General features: G+C 41.5%; 16 protein-coding genes and 1 tRNA gene. 9 read left to right on the forward strand and 8 right to left on the reverse strand.

Features of this window, described 5'->3' with window-relative positions; translation table 11 throughout:
• The first annotated feature begins 5 nt into the window (after window positions 1-5).
• The 6 genes from CJ263_RS05380 (at window position 6) to CJ263_RS05405 (ending at window position 3,545) form a co-directional block, all read left to right on the forward strand.
• Entirely contained in the window at window positions 6-935 is a 930-nt protein-coding gene (locus tag CJ263_RS05380) for a DUF58 domain-containing protein (protein WP_094996316.1), read from the forward strand.
• A gap of 72 nt (window positions 936-1,007) precedes the next feature.
• Window positions 1,008-1,084: transfer RNA gene (locus tag CJ263_RS05385), tRNA-Asp, on the forward strand.
• A 149-nt stretch (window positions 1,085-1,233) separates the two neighbouring features.
• Window positions 1,234-1,503, forward strand: a complete 270-nt coding sequence (locus CJ263_RS05390) for a helix-turn-helix domain-containing protein (protein ID WP_094996317.1) — start codon at window positions 1,234-1,236, stop codon at window positions 1,501-1,503.
• Between the two features lie 2 nt (window positions 1,504-1,505).
• On the forward strand, window positions 1,506-1,751 hold the full coding sequence (locus CJ263_RS05395) for a hypothetical protein (RefSeq protein ID WP_094996318.1): 246 nt from the start codon (window positions 1,506-1,508) through the stop codon (window positions 1,749-1,751).
• A 137-nt stretch (window positions 1,752-1,888) separates the two neighbouring features.
• Window positions 1,889-2,662, forward strand: coding sequence for a type IV toxin-antitoxin system AbiEi family antitoxin (locus CJ263_RS05400; RefSeq protein WP_094996319.1), 774 nt, complete (start codon window positions 1,889-1,891; stop codon window positions 2,660-2,662).
• Complete coding sequence (locus tag CJ263_RS05405; RefSeq protein ID WP_094996320.1) at window positions 2,649-3,545, forward strand: nucleotidyl transferase AbiEii/AbiGii toxin family protein; 897 nt, start codon at window positions 2,649-2,651, stop codon at window positions 3,543-3,545. Before CJ263_RS05400 ends, CJ263_RS05405 begins: the two co-directional genes overlap by 14 nt.
• 59 nt (window positions 3,546-3,604) lie before the next feature.
• Here the strand turns inward: CJ263_RS05405 and CJ263_RS05410 are convergent, their stop codons facing one another.
• The gene (locus CJ263_RS05410) at window positions 3,605-4,138 is read right to left on the reverse strand and encodes a hypothetical protein (RefSeq protein ID WP_094996321.1); all 534 of its coding nucleotides are present in this window, start codon (window positions 4,136-4,138) and stop codon (window positions 3,605-3,607) included.
• 574 nt (window positions 4,139-4,712) lie between these two features.
• Here CJ263_RS05410 and CJ263_RS05415 point away from each other — a divergent pair.
• Window positions 4,713-5,099 carry a plasmid mobilization relaxosome protein MobC gene (locus CJ263_RS05415; protein WP_094996322.1) on the forward strand — a complete coding sequence of 129 codons (387 nt, stop codon included), beginning with the start codon at window positions 4,713-4,715 and terminating at the stop codon, window positions 5,097-5,099.
• On the forward strand, window positions 5,096-7,396 hold the full coding sequence (locus CJ263_RS05420) for a relaxase/mobilization nuclease domain-containing protein (RefSeq protein ID WP_094996323.1): 2,301 nt from the start codon (window positions 5,096-5,098) through the stop codon (window positions 7,394-7,396). Before CJ263_RS05415 ends, CJ263_RS05420 begins: the two co-directional genes overlap by 4 nt.
• A 739-nt stretch (window positions 7,397-8,135) precedes the next feature.
• Here the strand turns inward: CJ263_RS05420 and galE are convergent.
• From galE to galK, 3 genes are read right to left on the reverse strand one after another with little or no spacing between them, the layout of a single operon-like run.
• Window positions 8,136-9,179 carry a UDP-glucose 4-epimerase GalE gene (gene galE, locus CJ263_RS05425; RefSeq protein WP_094996324.1) on the reverse strand — a complete coding sequence of 348 codons (1,044 nt, stop codon included), beginning with the start codon at window positions 9,177-9,179 and terminating at the stop codon, window positions 8,136-8,138.
• A 22-nt stretch (window positions 9,180-9,201) separates the two neighbouring features.
• The gene (locus CJ263_RS05430; RefSeq protein ID WP_094996325.1) at window positions 9,202-10,245 is read right to left on the reverse strand and encodes a UDP-glucose--hexose-1-phosphate uridylyltransferase; all 1,044 of its coding nucleotides are present in this window, start codon (window positions 10,243-10,245) and stop codon (window positions 9,202-9,204) included.
• Window positions 10,245-11,408 carry a galactokinase gene (galK, locus tag CJ263_RS05435; RefSeq protein ID WP_094996326.1) on the reverse strand — a complete coding sequence of 388 codons (1,164 nt, stop codon included), beginning with the start codon at window positions 11,406-11,408 and terminating at the stop codon, window positions 10,245-10,247. The genes CJ263_RS05430 and galK overlap by 1 nt, the downstream gene beginning before the upstream one ends.
• Before the next feature lie 333 nt (window positions 11,409-11,741).
• Here galK and CJ263_RS20875 point away from each other — a divergent pair, with 333 nt between their 5' ends.
• Window positions 11,742-11,906 carry a hypothetical protein gene (locus tag CJ263_RS20875; RefSeq protein WP_158657089.1) on the forward strand — a complete coding sequence of 55 codons (165 nt, stop codon included), beginning with the start codon at window positions 11,742-11,744 and terminating at the stop codon, window positions 11,904-11,906.
• Between the two features lie 169 nt (window positions 11,907-12,075).
• On the opposite strand, the gene CJ263_RS05440 is transcribed toward CJ263_RS20875, so the two are convergent.
• From CJ263_RS05440 to CJ263_RS05455, 4 genes are all read right to left on the reverse strand, one after another.
• Entirely contained in the window at window positions 12,076-14,388 is a 2,313-nt protein-coding gene (locus CJ263_RS05440) for a GH92 family glycosyl hydrolase (protein ID WP_094996327.1), read from the reverse strand.
• A gap of 65 nt (window positions 14,389-14,453) precedes the next feature.
• A complete protein-coding gene (locus CJ263_RS05445) occupies window positions 14,454-15,134 on the reverse strand; it encodes an SGNH/GDSL hydrolase family protein (protein WP_094996328.1) in 681 nt (226 codons plus the stop codon).
• A 201-nt stretch (window positions 15,135-15,335) separates the two neighbouring features.
• Window positions 15,336-16,517 carry an aldose epimerase family protein gene (locus CJ263_RS05450; RefSeq protein WP_229702322.1) on the reverse strand — a complete coding sequence of 394 codons (1,182 nt, stop codon included), beginning with the start codon at window positions 16,515-16,517 and terminating at the stop codon, window positions 15,336-15,338.
• Between the two features lie 4 nt (window positions 16,518-16,521).
• A complete protein-coding gene (locus CJ263_RS05455) occupies window positions 16,522-17,595 on the reverse strand; it encodes a cellulase family glycosylhydrolase (protein WP_094996330.1) in 1,074 nt (357 codons plus the stop codon).
• Window positions 17,596-17,612: the final 17 nt, after the last annotated feature.

The following is a 17,612-nucleotide window of genomic DNA, read 5'->3' on the forward strand; positions in this document are numbered from 1 at the left end:
AAGCTGTGGATATACGGCAAGAACTAAATAATGCTTCGCTATTCCCCAACTTGGAACTGTTGGCAGACCAAGTGGTGGAAGGTTTTATAAGTGGTATCCATAAAAGTCCCTTTCATGGCTTTTCCGCCGAATTTGCCGAACACAAAATCTACAACAACGGGGAAAGTACCAAACACATCGATTGGAAGCTCTTTGCAAAAACCGATAAGCTTTATACCAAAAGATACGAAGAGGAGACCAATCTAAGGTGCCACATGATATTGGACAACTCGGCCTCCATGTACTATCCCAAGATCAAGGACATATCCCTAGACCACCTTAACAAGATAGGTTTTGCCGTGCTGGCCATTGCCGCATTGATGAATGTGCTCAAAAAACAGCGTGATGCCGTGGGGCTTAGTGTATTTTCAGACAATTACGATTATTATGCTCCAGAAAAAGGTAGTGAACGCCATTTTCAAATGCTCTTGGCCAAACTGAACGAAATAGGCACCTCCCAACAACCGGCAAAAGAAACCAATACCTATACCTATCTACACCAGATTGCAGAAAAAATAAAAAGAAGAAGTCTCATATTCTTATTTACTGATATGTTTCAGACGGAAAAAGAGGATAGCGAATTGTTTGAGGCCCTTAGGCATTTGAAATACAACAAACATGAGGTGGTACTTTTTCATTTGATGGATAAGGAGCGGGAATTTCATTTTAATTTTGAGAATACGCCCAAACGCTTTTTGGATGTGGAAACCGGGGAATATCTGGATCTGTATGCAGATAATATAAAGGAGGCCTATGAAAAAAAGATAACGGATTTCTACACCGATATTAAATTAAAATGTGCACAATATCGCATGAAATATGTAGAGGTAGATATTAACGGTGATTTTTCCACCATTCTAAATACTTTTTTGGTAGAGCGAAGCAAATTTCTCTAAAGGATAATATTTTAAAAGAAAATATTTGTGCAATTGAATAAGGGATGTATATTTGCACACGCTAAACGCCACGGTCTGGTAGTTCAGTTGGTTAGAATACCTGCCTGTCACGCAGGGGGTCGCGGGTTCGAGTCCCGTCCAGACCGCCAATAAAATCAAGGCCTCCAAGAGATTGGGGGCTTTTTTATTTCTTCATTTATAAACTATTTATAAACATTCAAGAGTTTAATAATCAAGATTTTATATAAAAGTAAAAAAGTCTTATCTTGAACCATAAACATCCCATTATTTAATTGTCATGCAAGTCGTCTGTCTACAAGAGGAAGCCTTTTATGCCTTGTTTAAAAAGGTCATTGAGCATGTTGAATCCAAAAGGCAGGATAAGCCCGAAAAATGGATTGATGGGGAAGAAGCAATGTCTATCCTTAGAATAAAATCTACGACTACCCTTCAGAGATTAAGGGATGAAGGAAAAATTAGGTTTTCCCAACCCCAAAAGAAGATTATCCTTTACGATAGGGATTCTATTATAGCATACATCGAGAAACACGCCCGAGAAACTTTTTAAAAATGGAAGAAGACATCAAAGTTGACGAAAAATTTAAGCATGCCTTTAACTTGGGTTATCGATTGGCAGAGGAATTGAATCTCAAATCCCCTATGCTTGAAAATCAGGAGAAAATCATGCCCTCAAATCCCATGCACTTGGGCATGCAGCAGTTTATAGATGAAGCCAAACTTTCTAAAAATAAAAGACAGGATAAAACCGTCGAAAAAAGTGTCAAAAAGAGAAGGGGTAAAGGTTTAGGCCTTTAGTGAGCTATTTTAACTTTGAAAAAAAATCTCCAAAGTATAGTTTAATATTTCTTATTTTATGGTACTACAAGTACCGGTATGTCATAAATTATAAACCAATTCCAAATAAAGTTTAAGAAATTACGTAATTTGGTACCGTGAGTACCGATAGTAAATTAAAAATAAACCAATTATTGGGCACGAATCCTTCGGGAATCGTTTACCTATCCTCATGGTTAGTAGCACAAGGGTATAGCCTTGATTTACAAAAAAGGTATCGTAGCAGTGACTGGTTTACCTCAATAGGTACAGGAGCCATGATACGCTCGGGCGATAATGTCGGTTACGAAGGTGCAATCTATGCTCTCCAAAATCAAGCAGGGCTATTTGTACATCCAGCGGGGAAGACCGCTTTCTCATTACTTGGAAAATCACATTATTTAGAACTTTCCCAAAAAAAGGTTACACTGTTCGGTGGAAAAAACGATAAGCTGCCCACTTGGTGCTTAAAGCATGATTGGGGCGTAACCCTAGACTACTATAGTTCTTCTTTTCTACCAGCAGAAATAGGACTTACCGAAGTGGAGTTGAACACATTTACCATAAAAGTTTCCAGTGCTGCAAGGGCAATGCTAGAGTGTTTATTTTTAACACCCAAAAATCAAGATCTTCTGGAGTGTTACCAATTAATGGAAGGGTTAAATAACCTAAGACCCAATCTTGTTCAAAATCTATTGGAAAACTGTTCCTCTATAAAAGTAAAACGTCTCTTTTTATTTCTGGCCGAAAAGGCTAGTCATAGTTGGCTTCAACATTTAAACCTCGAAAAAATAGATTTAGGAAGTGGTAAACGAAGTATAGTAAAAAATGGTGTTTACAATTCAAAATATAAAATAACCGTCCCTACCGAATTTGCAAATGGCGAATTATAAATCACAAGCTTCACTGTTGTTGAATGTACTTCCGGAAGTTGCAAAAGAAACACGCTTTGCCCTCCATGGAGGAACGGCCATTAACCTGTTCGTTCGCGAAATGCCTGGGTTGTCCGTAGATATTGATTTAACCTACGTTCCGGTCGAGAATAGGGAAACATCTTTTAAAAATATAACGGGGGCCTTGGAAAGAATTAAAGCAACTATTCAAGCGGTTGTCCCAAACGCCAAGGTTATACACAAACAAGCTGAACTTAAATTGCAAATTTCCAATACACAAGCTCAAATAAAACTGGAAGTCAATCAGGCAATGCGTGGAACCATTGCGCCACCTATCAAAATGACCTTATGTGAAAAGGCACAGGAAGCATTCGATGCTTTTTGTGAAATCCAAGTTGTTCCTATTGGCCAGCTCTATGGAGGTAAGATTTGTGCTGCGTTGGATCGTCAGCATCCTAGAGATTTTTTCGATGTCAAATATCTTTTAGAAAACGAGGGATTTGCCGAGGAAGTCAGAGCAGGATTTCTCTTTGGACTGTTAAGTAGCAATAGACCACTACATGAAATGCTTGCTCCAAATTTACTTGACCAACGTTCAGCTATGGCGAATCAATTTGAGGGTATGAGTGAAGAAGAATTTACCTATGAAGATTTTGAGGTTACGAGAAGTTTGCTTATCAAAACCATTCATGAGAATCTTACCGATACCGACAATAAATTTCTTCTGAGTTTCCAAAATGGGACTCCCGATTGGAGGTTATTGGATTTTGGAGATTACCCTGCAGTGCAATGGAAACTGCAAAATCTACAAAAGCTAAAAGAAGCGAATCCTGAAAAGCATACGGAGCAATTAGATCTTTTAGAAAGTGGGCTTACAGCTTAATCCTAGTTATGAACATTCTACATAAAAACACTCCGTTAACACGTAAGTACAATTCTTAACTAGAGAACCGGCACGAAATTATTCGATGATGAACAGTAGATATCAATAACCTCTACTATCTCTTCTGATGTAAATTCATCTATAACCGATAAATCAAATTCACTAGCGAAATTACATAAGAGTACTTTGAGTTCTTCTATGGTGTCCTCCTCCAATCCACTAGCGTTAGGATTATAGACTTTATAGGCAAGAGACCTGCCAAATTCCTTGTCGAATTTCTTTTCTGGATAGCTATCACTTTCACCTAAAAAATTCTCGAAATAATACATGTATTTTTGGTTCAAGCCCCAAAAGTACAGAGCGGTTAGTTCGTTCTCTTCAAGGTTATTTTTGAACTGCCATAACATTCCAAAAAGGTCTAATTCATGCTCGTTGGGCAAGTCAAATCCATAATGATTAATACTTTTGAACAGGTCGGTAATAATTTCATTCTTTGATTGTGGTTCAAAGGAAAAACTCATCAATAGTTTACGTAGAACCGACTTTTTAAAATAGGCTATAGTAGCTGCATTGATATCTTTTGTAATGAACATTTTGTCGCTAATACTTATCAATGGGCTATAAATTTTTTGTTGGTCGTAGGGTGATATTTTGAGATTACCCAAAGATACCGAGTAAAGATATTAGCGAATGGCATAGCACACTTTTTAACTATTTTATTCATTCATATATATTCCCAAACCACTGCGGAAGTCATGCAAAAATTCCACTCCGATCCTCCCGAGCGGGCGACCTTCGCCCGCCCGCTTTCGATCGTCTTTCCGTTCCAGTTTTGCGAGACCCCCTCGCGGCCGCGCAAAAGCACAAGCGGCGAAAAGCCGCTTGCCCTTTTTTCTCCCTACCCACAAAAAGCTTAGATATTTTCATATTTCTTTCATATTTCTTTCATTTTTTAAACACCATATCAGGCCATATAAATCTCCTATCTGTACCCATTTATATTGATATGGTTCGATATGATTTAGTCGGTTAAATAATTGATTATAAGATAGTTAAATTCAAAATTGATTACTTATATTTATCCGTGAAACGGATAGCGAGGTGCATTCTAAGTAACTTAGAATTGTCTACTTCTTGCGAAGTGTTTTGCCTTAAATAGCAATAAAAATGAAGCAACGAAAAAGAGGCCGAAAACGATTGGGAAACAAGAAGCGACTTTATAACGTGATGCTGCGGTTCAACGATTCGGAATATGAAAGATTGCGAAAAATCTGTGAATCCTATAATCTGAATATTTCCGAAAGGGGAACGATAAGTCCATTGCTTAGAAGATTGGTACTGCAACAAGGGGCCGAGGAAAAAGATATGCTCCCCGACACCTCGAACCTTGCCTACCACATCAACAGGATAGGCAACAACATCAACCAACTGGTCAAAATCGCACACCACAAAAACCTGAGAAGCCCAAATTCGAACCTCGAACAGGAAATAAGAAAGACCAACGAACTGCTGTACTCACTTATCGAAATAACAATGGAAGAAAGAACAGGATGATAGCAAAAATCATTTATGGCGAAACCTGTACGGGGACATTGAACTATATCTTCGGGAAAGAAGGTATGCGAATACTCGGTTACGGCAACACGTTTTCCCAAAGTATATCGCCAAGGTTCTTTGGGAACGTGCTCCATTTTCAGGGACAGCGCAATGCTACAAAAAACCGCTATGCCCATATCAGCCTGAACCTTCCCCATGGCGAACATTTGGATAACAGAACCTTTTACAGGATTTCCAAGGAATATATGGAAAATATGGGTTTTGGAGAACAGCCCTATGTGGTGGTCAGGCACAACGATACCAAGCATGAGCATGTCCATATCGTAACCACTATCGTAAAAGAAGATGGAAAAGTCCTGCCCATTTTTAATAGTCATAAAAGGAGCATGGCGACAAGGCAGTACTTGGAGAAGAAATACGGGCTGTCCCAGGCACCGACAACGAAACAAAAAAGCCAACTGCCCATATACCGATTGCCGGAAAAACAATTCGGTATGGATGCGGAAAAAGGGACGAAATTCTATCTACAGGATGTGCTTAACAGCATCAACCAAAAATACAAAGTACGGAGTTTCGAGGAACTGGCAAGACTGATCAAGCCCTATCATATCGAAATCAGACAGATCAAAAGCGAATCGGGAAGGATTGGGGTCGCCTATGGCCTGAACAATCAAAAAGGCTACCAAACAAGGTTCATCAATGGTTCCGCCGTGCACCGAGGTCTGAGCGGCCCAAAACTGCAAAAGGTGTTCGATGCCCATTCCAAATCGAAACTGTTACCGATGCACCGAAAACGCCTGTTGAAACAAATTGAAACAACCTATGACCTTTTTCATACTATCGATCCGCATGGCCTAGAAGACATATTAAAGGAGTATCAGGGCATCGACATCAAACTGGACAAAAAAGGAGATGCTATCGAGGGGTATACCGTCTTTGACAAATCGCGCTATGTTTTCAGGACAAGGGAACTCGGCAAGAACGTTCGGATGCAGAATCGCTTGGACATTTTTGGGAACGGCGATGAACCCACAACAATCGATATCGAGAGCAAACAGTTTAAACTGGAAATCCAAAAAATGATAAAAGAGGCATTGATAACATCCTATCTGCAATCCCCAAAACAGCAAGGACTGCTTTCGGAACATATTTTGAAAACCAACTTCGGGAATATCGTCCCCAGCTTGACCGCTTCAAAAAAGCATTATTTCTTGGAACGCTACATCCCAAAAAGTCAAAAGACCGAATTCAGAAAAGCGTTAGAGAATGCCTTTCCAATGGTCAGGGACAGATTGTATGAAATTGAGACCAAAAAGGAAAAAGAAATCTTGGAAAATAAATTCAAACTTATCGGCAAGGTATTGAAGAAAGGCATGTTCGATGTTGGAATAGAAAAGGGTAGCGTTCGTCTTTTGTTCCAATCTCTGGGCGTAAAGTATCACAATAACCAATTGTCCTTTGCCAATTCGAACAAGCATACGGTTCCCGTTCCTTTGGGTCGCTTGCCTTTCCCCGAGCATATGGAAAAATATGTATCCTCGGGTTTTGTCCGCCAAAACCATTTGATGCTGGAAATGCTGTCGGAACAGTCTTCCCAAAAAAGCCCCAAGCTGACTGCAACGGCCATGTTCCTTCCCATGGTTTTTCCGAAGCTCTATGAAAAAATGAATCCTGTCTACAAAAAGCAATATGAAAGTGTCGCATTGGGTTCCTATGTGAAAAATGTCGAACGGATGCACGCCCCCTTTGAAAAATCCCCGAAGGACTATATTGCCCTTTTCAATGCCAAGGGTTTCTATTTTATAAAAGGAGATAAAGGTTTTGAGGTCAAATCAGTTTACACGGACAACAGAACTAGTTGCCCATTGCCGAATAGAACGAGCCAGTATTTGAGTTCAACACCCGATTTGACCGAAGCATTAAAAGAACAGCAACCCGTTATCAATGGCCTTGTAAATGACGGCAGGAACAACCTTGAAAACCTATGGGCGGGAAATCTCATGGAAAGGGGGATGTACGACAAAGTCGCCTTTATGCTAACGGCGAAAAAAGTGTACCCTAACCTTCATCGGGAAATGGTGCAGCACCACATGGACAATGGACTTCGGAAAACCTTGCAAGGAGCCATAACAAGAAAATCCAGCATCCAACAAAACCGCGTGCTCAGAAGGGGCATTTACGCTATCAGTTCTTTATCGGGCGACAGGGGCAAAAAACAAGAGGAGGTCTTTAACGGGTTCAAGGACGAGTTGACCGATTGGTCGAAATATAAGCGTGAAGGTATTTCATTTTAATCCGATAAATTGTACAAGAGATATTTTGTAAAACTGATATAACATTCTTTGGGGGATGTATGCCACAATATCAACTACGTTGTTTCAATCATTTCTACTTTAGCTAATTAATGCTCTCCCCAAAAAAAAATGTGCCGATTGTTTAATCCAACAAAGACATACTGAATTTTTGATGCTTATTACATTTGAACGCTTAATTCACTTGGAAATCTTGTTCATATAGGAGTCCTATTGCTTAGGAAATAGTTGCCTTCGGCAATCAACAAATCATTGATATTTTTAAATACCGAGAACTAATATTTAGTTAAAAATTTGAAGTCGTGGCATAATTCAATGATAATTAAAAGTATCGAAGTGAATAAAAAAAATTGAAACATGCCAATTATAACTAGCCTGACCATCGATTTTTTAACGAATGTATGCGTATATATGCTCATCCCAAAATCTTACATTTTAAAGACCGTTCTTTTAGCAATCCTTTTTTACAAAGTCGTTTTTCTTTCCCTTTATTGAAGCATTTTTGAATTCAAAAATCCTGGTAGAAATGTAAGTTAATTGCAAATTCTTACATCCGTGTTCAAGAATCTACCCAACTGCTTTTGTGGTTATCTTATGCCCAAAAAAAGTATTGCTAAACCAATATATAGGTCAGTCGATTTACGATATACATATGATTTATTAATAAAGCCTATGCAACACAAAAAAATTGTTGTTATCAACAACTGTATGTATTTTAAAATTAATTTAGCATATTGGCCTGTTGTTTTCTAAAATTCCGCTCCCATTCCCACGAGGACAGAATCATTTCGTCCAATCCTCTTTTGGGCCTCCAGCCGAACGTTTGCTCAGCCAATTGAAAAGATGCATATAGTTCGGGAACGTCTCCCTCCCTCCTTTCAACCACTCTGTAATTTAGTTTGTTCTTGGTAAGAGCCTCAAAGGTGTTGATAATCTCCAAAACACTATACCCATTCCCTGTCCCTAAATTGAATGCCTCCCAATTTGTCTTTTTTGAACTCGACTGGATATAATTCAGAGCCTTTACATGGGCTTCTCCCAAATCCATTACGTGGACATAATCCCTTATTGGAGTTCCATCTTTTGTTTCGTAGTCATTTCCAAATACCTTTAATTCAGGTCTCAGACCGATGGCTGTCTGGGTAATAAAGGGCATCAAATTATTGGGAGTCCCTGAAGGAAGTTCACCGATCAATCCAGATCCATGGGCTCCTATTGGGTTAAAATAACGAAGGGATATTCCGGAAAATTTTGGATTTGCTCTTGCCGTATCTTGAAGGATTTCCTCCGCTATTTTTTTCGTGTTTCCGTAAACCGAGAAAGGACGTTTGACTTCATTCCCTTCACTGATGGGCAGGGTGTCCGGCTCCCCATAAACCGTTGCCGATGAGGAAAAAATCAGATTTTCGATTCCATTTTCCAATTGATTCTGCACGATGTTTATTAGACCAAATAGATTGTTGCGATAATAGGACAGCGGCTTTTTTTGCGATTCTCCCACAGCTTTGTATGCGGCAAAATGAATTATGGCGATCGCATCGCCATGCCGGTTAAATGCCTTATTGGTTTTCTGCGTATCCTTAAGATCCACCATTTCATATTGAACAGTTTTTCCCGTTATTTGCTTTATTCGGTCAAGTGTTTTCACATCTGAATTTGAAAAATCGTCAAATACTACGACTTCATATCCATCCTCCAAAAGAGAGATTACCGTATGTGACCCAATATAGCCACATCCTCCGGTTACAATTATCTTTTTTTTCATAATCAAGTATAGTTGAAAATCATCATTTCCTTTGACAATAATGGACTTCCGAAAGCCCTTCTAATGTACCCGCCGCTTGTTCGGCGGTAATATCACGTTGGGGGTTGGCCAACAATTCATAACCGACCATAAATTTCTTAATCGTCGCCGAACGTAATAAGGGTGGGTAGAATACCATATGAAAATGCCATTCGTGATGTGCCTTTCCATCCGTTGGTGCTTGGTGAATTCCGGCTGAATAGGGAAAAGAGGTTTCAAACAGGTTGTCATATTTCGTGGTTACGATCTTAATGGCCTTAGCAAAACCCGTTTTCTCAATCTCGGTCAAATCGGCAATACTTCGTACGTGTCGTTTTGGAATAATCATAACCTCGTAGGGCCAAACCGCCCAATAGGGAACTAGGGCGGCAAAGTGTTCATTCTGCCATATGAGTCGTTTATCCATCTGTTGTTCTTGTTTCAAGTAATCCCCTAGAAGACTTCTTTTATTCTCATTCCAATAGGAAAGCTGCTGTTTCGACTTTTTTACTACTTCTTGTGGAATTGAATTCTGAGACCAAATCTGTCCATGGGGGTGCGGATTGCTGCAACCCATCAAAGCGCCTTTGTTTTCAAATATTTGAACATAATTGATACCTTCTATATCACCGAGCTCATGGTATTCCTTTTGCCAAATACCAATTACATCTTCAATTGATCGCACCTGCATTAAAGGTAATGTCAAAGAATGGTCCGGGGAGAAGCATATCACCTTACAAATACCATTGTCCCCTTTGGTCCGCAACAAACCTTCATTTATCTCATCAGAAGGAGTGTCTGTAAGTAGTGCGGAAAAATCATTCTTGAAACTATATACCGTATTATAGTTTGGATTGGAATCTCCATTGGCTCGTACATTCCCAGGACAGAGGTAGCAACCCGCATCATAGGTCGGTCTGTCGGCGGGTGCCGTTTTTTCTTGTTTGCCCTGCCATGGCCTTTTGGTACGGTGCGGGGAGACCAACACCCATTCATCGTTTAAGATATTGTACCTTCTATGCGGATGTTCGTTAATGTCTAATTTCATCAGCGTCTGCTTACTGTCGATGTTCCTTGGCTCGGAACGGTTTGAAAATATGATAGATCTAAATCAAACTCTTTCTTATATGCTTGGGTGACTTTGCGAATAAACCGTTCAAGTGCATCCTTATGGATGAGGTTCAAAGTGCAGCCGCCAAAACCCCCGCCCATCATTCGCGTACCTAGAATTTGTGGTTCCGTATTTGAAAATTCTACCAGAAAATCCAGTTCGGGACAACTTACTTCATATTTTGAGCTGAGACCTTCGTGGGATTCGTACATAAGTTGGCCCATTCTATCCAGGTTATTGGCTTCTAAGGCTTCCGCTGCGTCCAAAACCCTTTTGGTTTCCTCAACGACATAAGAACAGCGGTCGTATAATAATGTTCCCAGTTCTTCCTTTGCCTCATCGAGCATTTTAAGGGTTACATTTCTAAAAGACGGTTTTATGTTGAAGAGTTTCGTTAAAATGGTCAAGCCTTTTTGGCATTGCTCCCTTCTAACATTATATTCACCTGTGGAAAGGTTGTGCGAAACGTTGGTATTCAGCAGAAGTAAACGATAAGGTTCAAGATTCGTCGGGATGTATTTAAAGTCAAGGGAGCGGCAATCAAGAAGCATCGTATGTCCGTCCTTTCCCATTACAGATGCAAACTGATCCATGATACCACACTTTGTCCCAACAAAATTATGTTCGGCCCGCTGACCAATTTTAATCAATTCCCACTTGTCCAGTCCTAATCCAAAAAGTACGTTTAATCCATAGGCAAGACCACATTCCAAGGCGGCAGAAGAACTTACCCCCGAACCGATTGGCACTTTGCTTTCAATGTTACAATCAAAACCCCTTAACTTACCAGAAAGTTTATTGATTTCGGCTATTACGCCGATTACATAATTGTGCCAACCTTCCGTACCTTGGCCCAGTTTGTCTAGGCCCACTACCAAAGTATTTTTAAAGCCCTCACTTCGTATGGTACAACGGCTTTCATGTCCATTTGCCTTTAGTGCTAGGTAAATGCACTTGTCAATTGCTGCGGGCAAAACAAATCCATCATTGTAATCAATATGTTCTCCAATAAGATTGATTCTTCCGGGTGACGAAATCTGCACCGTTGGCCGATTGTCAGTGAATTTCTGCAAAGGTTTGCTCGGGTTCTGATGTGACATGAGTTAACTTAAAATTAATTGCCCCTAAACATTTTACGAAATTGTTGAAAGTTTATAGAAACCGTACAATCATATTTCTCTGGTTTCTAGTTACGTACATCCAAATTGATTGTATTGCAAAGTATCATAAAACCAATAATGGAACACATTGGTTTATTCCATTTCTTAGTCAATTTGATTCAATCTTTTGGAACTTTTGGGCTAGTTCTCTTTTTTGAATCAAATTGTTGTGTTCTGAATCAAATTATATTAATCGATTTTGTAAAGCGGGGAAGTGTTTTCTCACATAATGGAATGTGTGTACACCACATCCCATATGCAAAATCCTAATATTTGAGCCATACCAATGTAGATGAAAGTCCATCTCGCAATGCAGAAAAAGCATCGTTTAAGATGAGTATGGATCTATGGATTTTGGGTCCAAATTGGAATCATCTTACCCGATTTGATCGCTATACTTTTTATGGAATCAAAGTAAACTCTGCAAATCTCATTTAGCAATATCCCTATTTTATTGGGTTGAAAACCTATATTCCGAAATCGTATGGTAAGTTTCTCCCAGATTCAATCATATCGGAGGAAAATCGGACTGTTTGGACACTTCGGGAAAATGTTGGGTCTCTAGACAAAAGGCAGTTCTTAAATCATCAGTAGTACTGAATTTCAATTACCTCCAGTATTCCATATCCGGTGTGTCGCCCAAACTGATGACCAATTCTCCACCGCTTACGATATCCTTATGCATTAGTCTGGGTTCATCGATTATTTTACCGTTGAGGGAAATCGATCGGATGTAATCGTTTTCTGGGGAATTGTTCTGCGTCCTGATGACAAACTTTTTTCCTTGGTAATAATTCCTGTCCAAGTGTATGATCATTTCGTCAAAGACAGGGCTGCTCAGATCGTAGTAGGGCTCTACAGAACAACCGCCCTTCATTTCGAACAGGCCCATGGACAGAAGACAGTAAAAGGCTCCCATCTGTCCCTCGTCCTCTTCGCCGAGCCAAGCGGAATAGGGCGAAGTGCTGAAAAACTTGTTGGCTACCATCCTCGAATACCTTTGGGTCAGCCATGGCTTGCCCGAGTAGTTGAAAAGAAAGGGGGCCTGAAGGTTCGGCTGGTTGGTAAGATCGACATGGCCTTTTTCAAAACCTTCCTCCAAACGTCTATTGAATTCATCCTTTCCCATCAATTTCATGAGTCCGGGCAAGTCTTGTGGGGCGAACCAGGTGTATAGCCATGCATTGCCTTCCATATAACCAGGGCCATTCCAACCGCCTTCGGTACCCATTCGGAAAGGATCAAAATCGTCGGCCCAACTACCGTCCTTGTGCCTTCTCCTTAGATAGCCTGTCTCTTTATCAAAAAGGTTTTTGTAATTGCCGGACCGCTCCAAAAAGAATTTGGCATCCCTTTTTTTGCCCAATGCCAGGCCAAATTGGCCAAGGCACCAATCATCGAAGGCGTATTCCATGGTATTGGAGGCCGCTCCCGTTTCCTCCGGTACGTAGCCATATTCCATGTAGTCCTTCATGTGCCTGTTTCCCGCAACCCCTCCACAGGGATGTTCGATGCCCGGTGTCGTGTAATCGTGTTTTATCATTTCGAACACCTCTTCCGGATTAAATTGTGCTATCCCTTTCTGATAGGCGCTAATGAGAAGGGCGTTTTGGTGCTGTGCGCCCATGATGGGGGAATATTCAAGTCCGACAGGAGCCTCGGGAATCCAACCGCCGTGCCGCTGAAGTTCTATCAACGAATTGGCAAAGGAATTCGCATATTCAGGTGCGACCAAGGTCCATAAAGGAAATAGATTCCATTGGGTGCCCCAAAGCGCATCGCTGCTATAGACAGCTTTGGCGGGAGCCTGGACCGTTTGCACGTTCTCGCACATATCGACATATTCGCCGTTGACATCGCTCATGAGGTTTTTGCCCGTAAACGAGCGGTAGAAATTGGTGTAGAACTTTTCTTTGTCCTCTTCCTTTCCTTTTACTTCGACCACGCTTAAAAGGTCGTTCCATTCCTTTTTTGCATGGGCCACGACTTTATCGAAATCATAATCCAGGGATCCCAGTTCCGATTCCAGGTTCATTGCGGCATTTTCGAGACTGACGAACGAAAGCCCCGTGGATGTGACTACCTGTTCTCCTTCCGACGTTTCAAAATGCAGCACTATGCCGCTTTGCGCCTTGCCCGAAAAGGTGCCGATATCTTTGGTCAACTCGCATTCCCTTCGCCATTGCACCCCGTAGTTCACGTCTTTTCCTGTATAGGGTTCGTATTGCCACCCGTCCATGCCCTTGATTTTTTTGTTGAACTTTGACCTAAAATAGACCGTGGTGTTGTCCGCATATCCATTTTTAAAGGTAATCGCCCCCTCGATTTCCGTATCGCTTATCTTTTTGAAACCCACATCCAATATCTCGGTCAGCTCCTCTGTGGGCGAATCGAAATCAAGGAGGAGGTAACTTTTATCCGATTTTGGGAACGTACTTCGTATCATCCCGCATCGTTTTGTGGCGGTAAGTTCAACGGTCACCTTGTGATCCAAAAGGTGCACCGAATAATATCCTGGGCTTCCCTTTTCACTTTCCTTGGTATATCGTGAGCGGTAGCCGGCCGTCCACATGTTCCCAAAGGGGCCATCGGCCGTACCGGGGAAAAGTTTCGGGTATTCCTCCCCGAAGAACAGGTCGCCCACGAAAGGCATAAAACTGACCCCAGATAGGCTCATGCCGTGCACATGGCTGAACCCGGAAATACTCGATATAGCATACTCATAGCCACCGTTCCAGACATTAGCCTGGTTATCTGGGCTGAGCTTTACCATTCCGAAGGGCATGGTAGGGCCGGGGAACAACATCCATCGCGAATTCGAGGTTCCGGTAAAGACGTTTACATAGTCGTTCGGACTTTTCTGTCCCAGACCGACCTGTGCTGCCAAAAGAAATAAAAGGATCCAGTAATATTTTTTCATTTTTTAGGTTTATTGGGATGTCGTAAATTAAAAATAAACGGCCACTATAATTTCGGGGCCCGCCCTCAGTCCAGGTCGTATTTTTTTAAGATTGGTCGCATCGCCTTGGCCCATTGCGGGTAGGCGGAAGGTTCTAAATGGGTATGGTCTTCCTGTACGTACTCGCCCAAAATATCACCGTCCTCGCATAAAAAGGGCCTTAGGTCCATAAAGTCGTAGCCCCTTTGCGAACAAAACGACCGCATTTTTGCGTTCAGGGTATCTATTTCACGGTTGCGTTCCATGTTGCCCTCTTGGTAAAGTGTAGTCGTATATATCGGGTGTGTTCCGACCCTATGTATGGAATCCATGATCATGGCCATGTTTTCATAGATGCGCTGTGTGGTTATGCCCAAGGTGTAGTCATTGATCCCGGCCATGAAAAAGCATAGCCTGGGTCTATTGGGGACTATGAAATCCTTGATGACCCAGGAAAGCTGTTGACTGGTCCAGCCCGTTTTTCCGCCATTAAACACATCCTTTCTGCCTAACAGTTGCTGCCAATCCCCTGCATAGGTAATCGAGTTGCCCAACATCGTTATATTCACCGGTTGCACGGTCAGTCCCTTTTCGTCCACCACATGATTTGCAGCAACAAGATGACTGGGTTCTTCCATTGAAGCGGTTTCCTTGCAGTCGTTAGAAAGCAGGTATATAATCAGTACCAGATTCAAGACCATTGAAAGCGGTAAGATTATCTTTTTCATTTGTAGCGGTGCTTGTTATTCCCTTTTATCGGAGGTCGATGCTATAAAAAGTAACGATTGAAATACAGTCATCAAGATAAGAAAAAGAGAATGTACAAAATCATCCTTCGATTAGCCTTGCCAAAGTATTTGGTAGGATAAGTTACTTAAAACAGCACTACATGCCCTGATACTGTAAATCTATTTTATCATATCCCTATTTCATTGAGTTGAAAATCTATACTCAGAAATCGTATGATACATTTCTCCCGGATTCAATCGTATCGGAGGAAAAGCGGGCTGGTTGGGCGCATCGGGAAAATGTTGGGTCTCTAAACAAAAGGCCGTTCTGAAATCATCCTTGGCACCAGATTTCAAAGTGTTTTCGGAAGCCATAAAATTTCCACTGTAAAATTGTATACCAGGCTCTTGGGTATATATATCCATTACAATGCCCGATTTGTCCCCTATAACCTTGGCAGCATGGTTCATGCCATTTTCCTTTTTATCATTCAGCACAAAGTTATGGTCATAACCGCCGCCGAACTTTACTTGCTCGTTGTCAGTTTCAATACGTTCGCCGATGGTATGCGGACTTGTAAAACCGAAAGGTGTGCCCTTTACCTCCTTAAATTCGCCAGTGGGTATCAATCCCTCGTCCACAGGAGTAAATTTATCGGCATAAAGCTGAAGAGAATGATTTAAGATTGTACCGCTACCTTCCCCATTGAGATTAAAATAGGTATGATTGGTCAAATTGACTATTGTCGGCTTGTCGGTCGTGGCCTCGTACTCGATTCTAACCGCATTATCATCCGTTATGGAATACGTAACTTTTGCGCTCAGATTACCTGGGAAACCTTCCTCCATATCTGGCGATTTATATGTAAGCACTAGGGTATGATCGTTGGGCCGATCCGCATCCCAGACTACATCCTGAAAACCTTTGTAACCTCCGTGCAATGCATTTTCATTATTGTTGGTGGGTATCGAATATTCTATGCCGTCCATAGTAAATTTTCCCTTGGCGATACGGTTGCCGACCCTGCCAATGGTAGCCCCGAAATAGGCTTCTGCGGATTCGACGTATTCCCTGATACTGCCACGACCAATGCTTACATCTGTCAGTTGCCCGTTCTTGTCGGGCACATAAAGACTTACGATACGGCCCCCATAGTTGGTCATGGCCATTTTTAAATCTTTGTTTTGCAACCAGTATAGTTTTACCGGTTTGCCATCGATTGTGGTATTGAAATTTTCTTCCTTTAAATTAGAAGACATAACTTCTAATTTTATTTCTTGTTTTAAATCTGCATCTTCGACCCTCTTTTGCTTTTCCTTACAAGCCGTCATCAACAGAATTATAGACATGGCCACAATCCAACGTGGTCTCTTTATTTTCATTCGATTATTTTTTTACCTCGTTGTTCAGTTTTTTGATCAGATCGGCCTCGTCTTGTCGATATGGTGAACCGTCTTTTCGGAAGACTTCATGGAACCATTCTACTGGTTCACTTCCATCTTTTATAGGTGTGTTCCAAGCATATTTGGTATTTGATTTTCCGGCGACCAGACCCCAATTGATTGCCCCGATGTTCTCTTTTTTAAGTAGCGGGAGAATGTTGGAAAATCGGCTGTTGTTCGTACGTGCCATATATTCGGTACAGATCATTGGCCTACCGTGGGTCTTTAATAGATTAATTACATGTTGGTGTTTTTCCGTATCCTCATAATGGTGGTATGTAAGAATATCTGAATTCTGGGCCTGAAATGTATTGAGTTCTTGAAAATCCCATGCCCAAAGACCTGCTGTCAGGGGTTGGCTTGGATTGACTTCCCGTGCCCATATAAATACGTTTTTGAGCAAAGGCAGTGAGCTGGTCAGTTTACCGGTATTGCCCGGCTCATTGTACAGGTCCCATATCAGCACGCGCTTATCGTTGGCGAAGGTTTTTAGAATATCCTTGACATAGCTTTCCAAAGCTGGAAAATTCTTTTCTTCCTTGGATGCGGGGTCTCCAGGATCCTGTACCCAGCCTGAATTATGGGTGCCCGGAACGGGATCGGGCTGTTTCCCGATTTTTGGAGTCTTGCCCCAGACATCATCGAAAAAGACGAACATCGTTTTGATACCATGTTTATCGGCGATGCCCAAGTAGGTGTCTATCCTTTTTTTGAATCCTTCGTGATCGGCTTTGTAGGCAAGGCTGTGCAGGTAAACCCGCATGGTATTAAAACCGATGCTCTCCGCATAACCCAGTTCCCGGTCTATGGTTTCTGGATCAAAGGTTTCTTCCTGCCACATCTCCAATTGGTTGATGGCCGTACTCGGATTGAAATTGGCACCCGTCATCCAGGCGTGTTGGGCATACCATTCATGGGCCTTTTCGCGAGACCATTTATTTTTTTCGAGGAGGTTTTCTTGGCTTGAGCCAATATAAAAGGCACATAACAAAAGACCTGCAAGTATTGATTTTTTCATGGATTCTTCATTTTATA

The sequence above is a fragment of the Maribacter cobaltidurans genome, from assembly GCF_002269385.1.
GTDB classification, from domain to species: Bacteria; Bacteroidota; Bacteroidia; order Flavobacteriales; family Flavobacteriaceae; genus Maribacter; species Maribacter cobaltidurans.